Source organism: Exiguobacterium sp. USCH10, assembly GCF_037619445.1.
GTDB classification, from domain to species: Bacteria; Bacillota; Bacilli; order Exiguobacteriales; family Exiguobacteriaceae; genus Exiguobacterium; species Exiguobacterium aestuarii_A.
In genome coordinates this window covers 17,425-29,951 of the sequence record NZ_JAQPZO010000011.1, presented here as the reverse complement: position 1 = coordinate 29,951, position 12,527 = coordinate 17,425, and the positions used below count along the sequence as shown (strand labels likewise).

Genomic DNA, 12,527 nt, shown 5'->3' with positions numbered 1-12,527 from the left:
TTCCCGCAGATAATATTTATAATGACAATACCAGAACAGTATAACAAAATTTTCTTTGGTTGATGACCCGTTTTTAAAAAAATGGGTTTTTTGACATGTAAATCTGCTAAACTTTGAAAGGAAGAACTTAACAAAGGAGGAGACACCTAGTGCATGTAAGTGAGCGCCTACTCCAGCTGTACGCCACACTCGACCGACAAACTCGAGACATCGTACAGCAACGTATTGAGACAAATTTAGCAGACGGCAAATCGCTTGCCGCCTCTTATCATGAACTGACCGGAGAGACGAATGATTCCCTCTCCGTTGAAGAAAAGTCAGCTACGGATTTTTCAAACTGGCTGAAAGACGGGAAGACGGAGCTAGACCTTTTGACCTATTACGTCGCTGTGTTAGAGAAGAGCGAGATGCTTCACTCACAAGTGTTCGTCCCACAAACGGCGGAGCCAACACCGCAACATATTGCTGAACCAGTCGTTTCGAAGCCGGTAATGGAGCCATCTCTTGAAGAAACAAAGGAGCCAGAAGCCGAAACACCCGTTGATCCGACACCGACGAAACCACGTTACGTCCCGGAGTCGACGATTCCTTCACGGACGGAGCGTATGAAATCCCATCGTGAAATCAAACCGGCACGTCCACGTCAAAAGAAAAGTCGGGGCTGGTTGATTGGCCTGATCGCCATCATTCTTTTATCCGTCGGTGGGTATGCGGCTTACCCGATGATTTCAGACTTGTTCGAACCGTCATCGACACCGACTGTCACGGAAGAACCCGCGACACCAGAACCTGAACCGGTAGCTGAAGCGAAGGCACTGGAAGAAGTATGGATTGGTGTCAAAAATGCTCCGCTCTTAAGCGAACCGGATAGCGAGGACGTCGTCTATGTCGCCGATATCGGAGATCGTTATGACGTCATCGAAGAGCGCGACGACGCTCTCTTACTCGACCTTGGGTTGAATGAGTTGACGGGCTGGGTGTCACGCGATGAAGTGGTCACCGAATGGACAGCTGCTTCCATCAATGATGCTGACGTATTGGACTGGTTGTCGACTTCCGTCAATCAGACGTTATTTGACGAATCGCCGGAAACTTACTTCGGAATGGACGAGAATGAATTGGTCGGAAATGTCGGCGCCGCAAGTGGCTTCGATTCAGACGCCCTACACGAGTATCTCGTCTACCCTGGCCTCTTCTTCACGATGAGAAATGAGCAAGTCGAGGCCATCGACTGGTCGAACACGGACCAGACGAAAGAGACGTTCCTCGAGCTCGGTGAACCGACGTACGAGACAGAGGACGGTGTCGTCTATGAAGGTGAGACGTATTCACTACGCCTCTTCGTCGGCGAAGACGACTCGACGCGCGTCCGTTTGACAAAACTCGATCAATAAAGGAGTGTCTCTATGACTCATACGATTCTTGTGACGGGTGGTGCTGGCTATATCGGTACGCACACCGTCATCCAATTACTTGAAGCCGGGCACGAGGTGATTGTGCTCGACAACTTGTCGAACAGTAGCCGCGAGGCACTGAACCGAGTCGAGGCAATGACCGGGAAAGACGTGACGTTCTATCTCGGTGACATCCTCGACCGTGCATTACTCGAACAGATTTTCTTGACGCATACAATCGACGCCGTCATCCATTTCGCCGGGCTGAAAGCTGTCGGTGAGTCGGTGAAAGAGCCGCTCCGCTACTACGAGAACAACGTCGTCGGCACGACCGTTCTGTTAGAAGTCATGCAGGCGTTCGATGTGAAACGGATTGTCTTCAGTTCATCGGCGACCGTATATGGGATGCCGGAACGGACACCGATTGACGAATCGTTCCCGCTCAGCGCGACGAACCCGTACGGTCGCTCGAAACTCATGATCGAGGACATCTTACGTGACGTCGCCGTTGCGGATTCTGAATGGAGCATCGCCCTCCTTCGTTACTTCAATCCGATCGGGGCGCACCCGTCCGGTCAGATCGGCGAAGACCCGTTCGACGTGCCGAACAACCTCATGCCGTATATCACGCAAGTCGCTGTCGGCAAACTGAACGAATTGAGCGTCTTCGGTGACGACTATGACACGCCGGACGGGACGGGCGTCCGTGACTACATCCACGTCGTCGATCTCGCATCAGGTCATTTGCAGGCACTTGACTACGTGATGGACCAAACGGGTGTCGAGGCGTTCAACCTCGGTACGGGAACAGGTTACAGCGTCCTCGACCTCGTCCGTGCGTTCGAACAAGAAAGTGGGAAATCGGTCCCTTACCGAGTGACGGACCGTCGTCCTGGTGACATCGCCACGTGTTTCGCCGACCCGACGAAGTCGAAACAGATGCTCGGCTTTGAAGCGAGGCATGACATTCGTGACATGTGCCGAGACGCCTGGAACTGGCAGTCGAACAACCCGAATGGATATAACTAAAAAATACGTACTTTGATGTACAAGAAAAAGATGACTTCGATTGTTTCGAAGTCATCTTTTTCTGTCGACAGAGTGCCAGATTATTCATTATTAGTTGTTTTTGTTTCAACATGAGTATATGTTTTTGATTCAACACGAATATTTTTCATTTCAATGTGAAAATATTGATCGGATAGCTCGACTATATTGTTATTTTGTTCTGAAAAGGCACGCCACACACCAATCCCTCTATTTTCAGAGACTAAGTATAACTTCCCATATTTTTCGCAAGCTGCTTTTTCTGTGTCCTTAACAATTTTTTCGCAGGAAGTAGTCAAAAGAGTTGGTTTAGAGTAATCATTCAGAGCAAACAAAAGAATCATAGTAATTGGTAGTAAGAAAATCAAACCATATAAATTAACAAGCAACTTAAATATTTTTTCCTGTCTATAAAATTGTTTATACGAGGAACGATCAACCTTAATTGCAACGTAAAACATTAATGAAACTGTGAATATCATACTCAATAAATAAACAGGTAGTAGAATTTCTACATACTTCGGGGCGCATATGATAAAAATTACAAGAACACATAAAAAAAGTAATGTTATACCTATGTGTCTCCTATAAAAATTACATGAATCATAATCATATCGATCATAATCATCATCTGATAAATGGTCTTTTTTTGTAAAGTATTTTCGCTTAAAAACTAAAGAAAGCAAACATGAAAAGATGATGATTGCAGGAATCATATAAGTAATGACGTCATTCAACTTATCTAATTCCTTAATGTACGGGACACTGATGTATTCTAAGGGGTGACTCCATATCTTTGCCTCAATTCTTAAATATGTAGTGTAGTAGTAATAGCCCAGTAAAGAAATTAGAAACAGGGCGCCCCCATTCACAAGAAATTGATTTGCACCGCTATTTGCATTTGAAGTTGTCGGTGTAACTGTCTCGACACTGTTCGCGTCTTGCTGAGAATCTTTATTGTCTTTTTCTCTTGTCAAATACCTCATCCTCCTACCAAATCGTAACAAATTTCATTTTACAATAATCCACTAAAAAAGCCAGCTGACATTAGAAGAAGTACTCTTCAGTCAGCTGGCTTTTTGATTCATCTTTCTAATTCATAAACTCGGGTAGAGATTGAGGTCTCCAGTCATTTAAGATTTCTAAGGGCTATTATTTTCATATACTCACCCACACATATCCAAACGACTGAAGTCGCGCACTGTCGACCGGCTCTCCCGTAAATAAGCTCGTCCCTCGAATCTCCAAATTGACTTCCTTATCGCTCACGTTCGTATACAAGCGGACCGTCCGTCCGTTCAATTGACGCTCGACAGCAAAGACGTGCTTGTCGACGTCCAAGATGTGCTGCGTAGCGTATGGGGACAAGGCTGGTTCCGCCCGCTTCACATTCAATTGCCCCATGATGCCGGAGAAGCGATTCAGTCGCGTCTCTTCTTTCTTCAAGGCATGAACGAGTTCGTCACGGTCAGTCGGTCCACTCACCCCGAAGAGCGTCCGATAGTCGACGGACGGGATCCCTTGAAGCGAAAATAGAATGCTATGTGCTGCGAGGAGCATCGCCTCATGGTTATCCAATAGATTCTTCTCGAACGGATCGCGTTCCGCGCTCGACAAGAAGTGGAAGTACGTCTTCCCTTCAGGCGGTGTCCCGATTTTCTGTGCCCATTCGGTCAGTCGTGTCGCTTTCCCTTGTGCGAGTGCGAGGGTCACGTGACTCGCAAGATCAAAGTGACAGACGGCGTCCACGACATCAAGATATGATCCAGCCTCGTCAAGCGCGTCCTCCGCGAGAATGAGTTGACCGTTCGGCTTATAGTGGTGCAACACGATGTGCCAGAGTCTAAGTACATTCTTTACTTCTTCACGCGTCATCCCACGGAACGATTGTGCATGAACCCGAACCTTCGTCGCCCCATAAGCGAGGCGCTCGATGAGTGCGTCCGTCTCGGCAAGCAGGTCGAATTGCTCCGCATTGTAAGCGACCGGGTCAAGTTCATACATGAGTTGGAAGTCGTCGCTCAACTCCCCTAAGTCCTCATACAATCGGATACGCGGGTCGACGGCTGTGTCCGTCTGGCGGCCAATGTAAGGAAAGAGTGAGACGAGATGCAAGTCGCTGATCGTACCTGCGACATGCTTGGCGAGGACATCATGGAGTGCCCCCATGTCAGGCTTTCCTTCCGTCGTGACGAGACTCGCATCGACGAGTAGGACGTTCGTCTTCTCGCTCGGTGCCTCGTGATCATGCCAGGCGTGACTCTCCCACTTGTCAAACAGACGATGCCATGCTCCGTCATCACCTTCCCATTTATGCAAAATCGGTTCGATTTGTTGCCAATCCATACAATTCCCTCCTTCTGTTGTCTCTCTACCTTTTTTCACTTCTCACTCATTTCAAAACAAAAAAGCCGTCCAACATTGGACGACTCATTCCATCAAGCGCTTCAATTCGGTCTGAATCCCGTCGAGTGATTCGGCGTCCGGATTCCAATAATAGATGCCGTCCGACTCCAGTCCTCCCCCACCTTCGATGCGGAGTGTACTTGCGTTACGGAACGCACCCATATAGTCCGTCGAGAGCGTCACGAGCTCATTGAACTCGATGTTCGTCTTCGCCCGGTTGCCGACGACGTCGAGCAAATTCGTCACTTTGTCGAGCGAGAAGTCAGAACGCCCTTTCTCGATGATGGCGGCGACGACATCACGCTGTCGTTCTTGGCGACCGAAGTCCCCGTTCGGATCATCGTAACGCATCCGTGTGTAGGCGAGCGCCTTATCTCCATTAAGCGTCACTTCACCGACCGGGAACGTATACTCGTCCGAAGTGAAAGCGAACTTATTCATGACGGTAATGCCACCAAGCGCATCGACGACTTCCGTGAACGCCTCCATATCCGCCTCGACGACGTAATCAATCGGGATGTCTAAAAAGTTCTCGACTGTGTCCATTGCCATCTCGGCACCGCCGAACGCATAGGCGTGGTTGATCTTATCGCGATACCCGCGACCGACAATCTCCGTCTTCGTGTCACGCGGGATACTGAGCATCGCCCCTTCGTTCAAGTCAGGGTTCAGAGTCAGGACGATGATTGAATCGCTTCGACCCTGTTCCGTCCCTCGTCGGTCAATCCCGAGTAAGAGCACGGACACCGAGCGCTTCTCTTCGATCGTCTCGACTTGTTTTCGTTCCGGACTGATCTGTAAGTTATCGTTCACTTTCGTCACCGTGTCATTGACCTCGTCGACCATCGACCAGACGAATAGGCCACCTGCAACAAGCATGAGTGTCAGTACGCCCGCTGTGATGCCAAGGATCCATTTCCACTTTGATTTCTTCTGATGTTTCGCCATATCGGGCCACCTTCTTCCGTAAATTCAGTTTGTATATCTTTTCCCAGACTGCACATTGGATTATAGCATGTCTCCAAAAAATGCTAATCATTTCTTTCCAGTTATCACGGAAAATGTGTTTTTGTCGGTGTACGGTGCATATGATATGGCCAGGCGGCATTGATTTCCGCCCCGATGAGCATCGTTGCCGCCGTCAAATAGAGCCAGATTTGAAGTAAGATGACGACGCCGATTGTGCCGTACGTGTCCCCAAGAATCGAGAATCGATCGACATAGACGCTATAGCCCGTCGAGATGAGTTGCCACGAGATAACGGCAAAAACGGCGCCCGGTAACGTCTCAAAAAAGCGTACGCGTTGCTGCGGGGCGATCATGTAAAAGAATGAGAACGCAAAGACCAAGATGATTGTCGAGACGGTATAGCGCGTGAGCGTCGAGAGACGATCGAACTCCTCGACCAGAGGATAGAGCGCATACAGTAAATCGAGGAACTCCTGTCCGAAGACGTGGAAAACGATGAGGATGACGGCCCCGATGCTACCAGCAAGGATTGTCATCAAACCGATCAGGCGGCGCCACACATAGCCGCGCGCCTCCGTCTCCCCGTAAGCGAAGACGGTCAGTTTGACGAGACGGGCCGTCCCGTTCGAGGCCGACCAGAAGGCGATGATGGCACTGACCGACACGAGCCCGCTATTCAAGTTGCCACTGACGTCGTAGACGATCGACAATAGCTCTCGCACGCTCGATCCCGGAACGAGCGTCTCGATCTGTTCGATCAACAGCGCCTGGTCGATCTTGAACCATGCCATGACCGCGAACAAGACGAAGAACATCGGGAAGATGGCGAGAAACCAAAAGAAAGCGAGCGTCGCACTATAGTCGTTAATATGATGGTCCTTGAAGCGATGTCTCACATCGATGGCGAGTCGGGTCAGTCGATCGAGCACGGCCGTCACTCCTTTTTCTTTTCATTATGCCACAAACGAAAGCACCCGATTCATCCGAATCGAGTGCCGCTGTCATTGTTCCATCAATTGTCCGAGGTACGACTTCACTTCGTCGAGTGATGCCTCGTCTGGGTTCCAGTAGTAGATGCCGTCGCTCTCTTTGCCGCCGCTTCCTTCGAGACGAAGAACGCTTTGGTTTTTGAAAGCCGTCATGTACTCGCTCGAGAGCGTCCGAATGTCTTTGAACGTCACGTTCGTCTTGGCGTTATTGCCGAGGACGTCGAGCATGTTGTTGAATCGGGAAATCGAGAAGCTGTCCGTCCCTTTATCGACGAGCGCCGTAATGACGTCACGTTGACGCTCCTGACGACCGAAGTCTCCGTTCGGGTCATCGTAGCGCATACGTGTATAGGCGAGCGCTTCTGCCCCATCCAGGTTGACCGTTCCCGGTTCGAACGAATACTCACCCGACGTGAAGGCGAACTTGTTCGTCACTTCGACGCCGCCGAATAAGTTGACCGCATCCTGGAAACCTTTCATGTCAACTTCTGCGACATAATCGATTGGAATGCCAAGGAAGTTCTCGACCGTATCCATCGCCATTTCGGCACCACCGAATGCATAGGCGTGGTTGATCTTGTCCATCGTCCCTTTGCCGACGATCTCCGTCTTCGTATCACGTGGGATGCTGAGCATCGCGCTCTCGTCCGAGTTCGGGTTGAGCGTCATGACGATGATCGAGTCGCTACGTCCTTGTTCGTCCGCACGACGGTCAACGCCGAGTAATAACACCGAGATCGGCTTCTTATCGGAAATCGTTTGTTGATTCATCCGATCCGGGCTGAGCCCGGCCGATTCATTCAAACGGTCGACCGTTGTATCGACTTGATTATATAAATAATAGGCCATCCCAGCTCCGATGAGCAGGAACACTCCGATGATTGCACCTGCGATGATGGCGATGCGCTTCGCGGGTGACACTTTACGACGACGTTTCTTGACTCTCTTCTTTGGCTTTTGCTCTTCCATGACATAGCACCTTTCTATCCCCAATTGACCGTAATTGACACAGGTTTTATTTTATCACGCTGAATCGACAAATTTTTCCGATTTTTTATAAAAGAGGTGAATACTTGTCACCGTTTGTCGCTTGTTCACATCGCTAGTATCGACAAGGTTTTTTGAAAGTTTAGCAAGTTGTGGTCTATCATACCACACACTTTTTTTGAAGACCTGTTTCGTTTCATACGACGGTACTAAGCCATTGGTCGCGATTTCAACAAATTCTCTACTTTTTTGTGCTAATATTGAAAGAATTTTGACAGTTTATTGATTTTCATAGGTCTATTTCCTTATTTTTAGAAAACATAATGGTTCGTTCGTTTTATTTTTTGTAAAATATGTATAGATTATAAATATATTTGGAAGAGTAGTGCATTTCATACATAAGGGGATCGATCGATGCAATTCATCGTGACGTGTTTTTTAGAACAAGAACAAACTTGTGAGTTTATCGTATATGGCAGTTCTGAATATGATGCATTTCAAACATTTGAACGAACGCTTCACTCGTTAAATTCATTGTCTGGACAGATTACATTATCAGACAATGAATCGATTCCAGTATCACGCATCCTCGCTTATCGCGTCGATCCGATCAAGCCGCTCTTTTGAATCCCGATTGTTTCGGGTAATCCTATTAAGACAACAAATCTGAAAATGGGGTGGAACGAATGGAAATCGGAATGATCGGGCTCGGGAAGATGGGGCTTAACTTGGCATTGAATTTGAAGGACAACGGGCACCGCGTCTATGGCTATGACCCGGGTAACGTCTCGACGAGTCAGTTCGAGACGAAACAGTCATTGGAAGAAGTCGTCGATGCACTGAAGGCACCACGCGTCATCTGGGTGATGGTACCGGCAGGAGACGTGACCGAGCATGTGTTGAACGATTTATATGAAGCTCTCTCCCCTGGGGACATCGTCATCGACGGGGGCAACTCGAACTATAAAGAGTCGATGCGTCGTGCCGAGCACTTCAAAGAGAAGCTCATCTATTTCTTTGACGTCGGGACGAGTGGCGGCATGGACGGAGCACGGAACGGAGCCTGTACGATGATTGGTGGGGATTTGGAAGCGTTCGGCAAAATCGAGCAGCTGTTCCAAGACGTCTCGACCGACAACGGGTATTTGTACGCCGGACCGAGTGGGAGTGGTCATTTTCTGAAGATGGTCCATAACGGGATCGAGTACGGCATGATGCAGGCGATCGCTGAAGGGTTCGAAGTGCTCGAGAAGAGTCCGTTCGATTATGAATATGAGGACGTCGCCCGTGTCTGGAATCACGGCTCCGTTATCCGATCGTGGCTCATGGAACTGACCGAGAGCGCCTTCTCCAAGGATGCGAAGCTCGATGACATCCGCGGGGTCATGCATGCGTCAGGAGAAGGCAAGTGGACGGTCGAGACGGCGCTCGAATACGACGTACCGACACCGGTCATCGCCCTCTCGCTCATGATGCGTCAACGCTCGCTCCAAGACGACACGTTCTCCGGCAAAGTCGTCGCCGCGCTCCGAAATGAGTTCGGGGGACATGCAGTGGAGAAGAAAGAGTAACAAATATGGCCTCGGCGTGTGCCGAGGCCATATTTTCGAATTATATTAATTGATCGCGAATTCGTGACGTTAACGTATAAAGGTTAAAGCGCCCGACTTTTTCGACTTCTACATAATCCTTTTCTACAAGTTCATTCAATGTGGCACGTATTGTGGATTCTTTCATCGAAAGGTTAGGGGACTTTTTAGCAATGTCAATAAGATATGGCGTGAGCATGCCATCTTCCTCTGAGAAGATTTCGTGCATACTTAGTATATAAATTAATTCACGATGTTTTGGATTTTTAGATAAGAATGCTTCTTCCTGAAGCAGCTGTTTCATGTCTTCAAAGCGATAAAGGTTTCGAGTCAGTTCCTCATTCATTCTTTTCTGCATCGACAAAAATAAACTTAAAAAGCGGTCTACGAAAAAATTCATTTCACCTTGCATACTCACATCGTTCGTTTTTTCAAAAGCTTCAAGGTATTGAGCACGATTTAAATTACACGCCCTCGATAATGATAATGCTGTTAGCGTATGGAACTCTTGCTTCAAATAGAGACTACTTATGAAACGAGAAGTACGACCATTTCCATCATAGAAAGGATGAATGTATCCAAAGTAATAGTGCGCCACAGCTACTCGAATGAGGATCGGCACGGTTTCTGAATTCAAAAAATGGATGAGTGACTCAACGGATTGAATGATTTGTTGTTCTGGGACCATTCCCGTGTGGATTGGCTTTCCAGCTTTCGAGCTCTTGTAAACATACGTACGTTCTTTTCTAAAGTATTTGCCATCCGGTAGTTCATCCTCTTCAATCTCATCTGCAACAAGAAAATCATAGAATTCCCGAAGATCCTTCGCTTCATTCAGGAGTGTTACCTCGCCTTCAATGAGGCGATAATACGTTTTAATTAAACTCGTGAAACGACCTGATGGTTCTTTTCGTTCTTCCAATAACCGAGCGCTTCTCACAAACTGTTCTTTCGTACTTTTTACACCTTCGATTTCATTTGTATGAAATAGCTCCTCTGCCAACACATCACGTATGATTGCTGATTGGGCAATTCCCGGTAACTGACTCACAAGTAGCTGTGTATGTTGGTTTTCTTCATAAATCGCACACATAAGGCGAGTCGTTTCTGGATTATGCATGAAATACATTGTTACGTATTGATTCTTATTCTCTATATAGAGATCAAAAGGAAATGTTTGAGTCGACACATGTGTTAATCGATTTTTCAATTCGTCCAATGCATTTCTTTTTAAAGATTTCTCATAATACATTCTATAAAAATAAGGAAAATCCAACTGAACCCCCCCTTTATATTATTTCATTTTAAATATAGCACTTTTTTGAAACGAAAATGCTAAAATTTTAAACTCGAATAAAAAAAAACGATAAAAACCAAGCCTTAACTCGATTTTTATCGTCGATTTCATTCCATCGTATTACCTTCTGCCGGAATCGGATGTGCTTTCAACATGTGCGCGAAATGGACGAGGTTATACGCCATCGTCTTCCCGTGTGACTTCGTAAATGCATTATCACGCCCTGCATCGATATACGAGTCACCGGGTCCCGCTTCCCCGACCCAGTACGTATCCACGTTCGGCGGTACGGTGAAACCGATGTGGGATAAGGCGTAAAGGATGCCGGCACACGCGTGTTTCGCCCCGTCCTCATTCCCGGTGACGACGACCCCACCGACTTTGTTATAGTAAATCGCCTGACCTGACTTGTTCGTCAAGCCGCTGCCCCCGTATAACCGCTCGACCACTTGCGTCGCGACACTACTCTTCTCGCCGAGCCAGAGTGGCGTCCCGATGACGACGATGTCTGCGCCTTTCACTTTCTCGAAAATCTGCGGCCATTCATCCCCGTCCCCTTCATCTTCTGTCACGCCGAATGCGATCTTATAGTCGACGATGCGGACGATTTCCGACTCGACCCCGAGCGCTTCGAAATGCGGCAAGATGTCGCGAATCAGTCCTTCCGTATGCGACGTCGTGTCGCCTCCTTTTAAGGTGCAGTTCAAAAATAGTGCTTTCATGGAATCCCTCCTCGAATAATCTCCAACAGTTACGTGTTCCCGTTCCCTACACTTCTTAGTACCTTTCAAAGGATTTTGTTCATGTGAGGCAGAACTGCTAGGTTGAGGAGTTGAACCACATGCCAAAATTTTTACACATTGCCGACCTACATCACGCTCGACATACAGGAGATGCGATTCAAACCGAACGGACTAGCTTTGACATTCAACGCGACAAACTCCAGCAACTCGCATCGGTCATTCGTGAGCACGAGATTGCTGCAGTCCTGATTGCAGGAGACATCGAGGTCAGTTATTCATATGACCTTGTGCCTTATTTGGAAGAATGGACATCCCTCGGTACGTCCGTCTATATCGTCTTTGGCGAACATGACGTCAATCGCCATCGTGACAAGGAAGTGTGGGAGACGGTTCCCCACGTCCATTGTTTTGTAGAACCAGGGTATCACTTCGACCGAGCATTAGGAGTCGGTATCTACGGGGTAAGTTGCACGTCGAACCAGGTCGGATTGGGAGAAGCCCTTGATCATATTCCTCCGCTCGAACCCACATATCCTAACCTGCTACTTAGTCATGGGCGCGCAAGTGTTTTTTCGAATACACGACTTCGCCCTCATGCTTTTGCATACGTCGCGCTCGGAGATCAACATCGATATGAAGCAATCGAACGATCGAATACGACAATCGTGTATCCGGGGCATCTCTTTTCCGTATGGGATGGTTGCGGTAAGGCATGGGAGACTGGATATGTCATCGGCTCCATTGATGGCGACACCATCACACACACCTTTCATGTGTTCCAAGGAGCTCAAACCAGACGCGTTTGTGTGAATCCGTTCATTCGTAACGACAATCAGATTCAACTCATTCTCGACAATGTCCCGTCGATGCATGAGCAATGGGTGAAAGATGACCCGATTTCAATTCAAGAGGTCATTCGTCAGGTTCTTCGCACGTATCCAGATGATTATTTTGTCACCCCTAGTCACGCCAAGTTACGCCCTCGACGGATGTGTATGCGTGCTCAACGGTTGTTAGAAGACCCTGCTCTGTTTGAGTCATTTGTTAATCGAAGCTATAAAGCGACAGCACGAACCCAATAGAGAATCCTACACAAAATAGCCGCC

Annotated in this window: 12 protein-coding genes; 5 read left to right on the top strand and 7 right to left on the bottom strand. The window is 48.0% G+C overall.

Annotated features, from left to right (window positions below; all coding sequences use genetic code 11):
* Window positions 1–149 precede the first annotated feature (149 nt).
* Together PQI28_RS13305 and galE are read left to right on the top strand one after the other, a co-directional pair.
* The gene (locus PQI28_RS13305) at window positions 150–1,394 is read left to right on the top strand and encodes a hypothetical protein (RefSeq protein ID WP_339963581.1); all 1,245 of its coding nucleotides are present in this window, start codon (window positions 150–152) and stop codon (window positions 1,392–1,394) included.
* A gap of 12 nt (window positions 1,395–1,406) precedes the next feature.
* Window positions 1,407–2,423: a UDP-glucose 4-epimerase GalE gene (gene galE, locus PQI28_RS13300; RefSeq protein ID WP_339963580.1), complete on the top strand. Its 1,017-nt coding sequence runs from the start codon at window positions 1,407–1,409 to the stop codon at window positions 2,421–2,423.
* 80 nt (window positions 2,424–2,503) lie between these two features.
* On the opposite strand, the gene PQI28_RS13295 is transcribed toward galE, so the two are convergent.
* The 5 genes from PQI28_RS13295 to PQI28_RS13275 all read right to left on the bottom strand — a co-directional run bounded on the left by PQI28_RS13295 (window position 2,504) and on the right by PQI28_RS13275 (window position 7,774).
* The gene (locus PQI28_RS13295) at window positions 2,504–3,418 is read right to left on the bottom strand and encodes a hypothetical protein (RefSeq protein WP_339963579.1); all 915 of its coding nucleotides are present in this window, start codon (window positions 3,416–3,418) and stop codon (window positions 2,504–2,506) included.
* Window positions 3,419–3,599: 181 nt separating this feature from the next.
* On the bottom strand, window positions 3,600–4,787 hold the full coding sequence (locus tag PQI28_RS13290; RefSeq protein ID WP_339963578.1) for a hypothetical protein: 1,188 nt from the start codon (window positions 4,785–4,787) through the stop codon (window positions 3,600–3,602).
* Window positions 4,788–4,871: 84 nt separating this feature from the next.
* Window positions 4,872–5,795 (bottom strand): LCP family glycopolymer transferase, encoded by a 924-nt coding sequence (locus tag PQI28_RS13285; protein WP_339963577.1) that lies wholly within the window; start codon window positions 5,793–5,795, stop codon window positions 4,872–4,874.
* A 104-nt stretch (window positions 5,796–5,899) separates the two neighbouring features.
* The gene (locus PQI28_RS13280; RefSeq protein WP_339963576.1) at window positions 5,900–6,745 is read right to left on the bottom strand and encodes a YihY/virulence factor BrkB family protein; all 846 of its coding nucleotides are present in this window, start codon (window positions 6,743–6,745) and stop codon (window positions 5,900–5,902) included.
* Window positions 6,746–6,817: 72 nt separating this feature from the next.
* Window positions 6,818–7,774, bottom strand: coding sequence for an LCP family glycopolymer transferase (locus PQI28_RS13275; RefSeq protein ID WP_339963575.1), 957 nt, complete (start codon window positions 7,772–7,774; stop codon window positions 6,818–6,820).
* A 432-nt stretch (window positions 7,775–8,206) separates the two neighbouring features.
* Here PQI28_RS13275 and PQI28_RS13270 point away from each other — a divergent pair, with 432 nt between their 5' ends.
* Together PQI28_RS13270 and gnd are read left to right on the top strand one after the other, a co-directional pair.
* Complete coding sequence (locus PQI28_RS13270; RefSeq protein ID WP_339963574.1) at window positions 8,207–8,419, top strand: hypothetical protein; 213 nt, start codon at window positions 8,207–8,209, stop codon at window positions 8,417–8,419.
* A gap of 50 nt (window positions 8,420–8,469) precedes the next feature.
* A complete protein-coding gene (gene gnd / locus PQI28_RS13265) occupies window positions 8,470–9,363 on the top strand; it encodes a phosphogluconate dehydrogenase (NAD(+)-dependent, decarboxylating) (protein WP_339963573.1) in 894 nt (297 codons plus the stop codon).
* A gap of 40 nt (window positions 9,364–9,403) precedes the next feature.
* Here gnd and PQI28_RS13260 read toward each other — a convergent pair whose 3' ends face one another.
* Together PQI28_RS13260 and PQI28_RS13255 are read right to left on the bottom strand one after the other, a co-directional pair.
* Entirely contained in the window at window positions 9,404–10,657 is a 1,254-nt protein-coding gene (locus PQI28_RS13260; protein WP_339963572.1) for a Fic family protein, read from the bottom strand.
* 128 nt (window positions 10,658–10,785) lie between these two features.
* Window positions 10,786–11,400: a flavodoxin family protein gene (locus PQI28_RS13255; RefSeq protein WP_339963571.1), complete on the bottom strand. Its 615-nt coding sequence runs from the start codon at window positions 11,398–11,400 to the stop codon at window positions 10,786–10,788.
* A gap of 119 nt (window positions 11,401–11,519) precedes the next feature.
* Between PQI28_RS13255 and PQI28_RS13250 the strand changes: the two genes are divergently transcribed.
* A complete protein-coding gene (locus PQI28_RS13250; protein ID WP_339963570.1) occupies window positions 11,520–12,503 on the top strand; it encodes a metallophosphoesterase family protein in 984 nt (327 codons plus the stop codon).
* The last annotated feature ends 24 nt before the right edge of the window (window positions 12,504–12,527 follow it).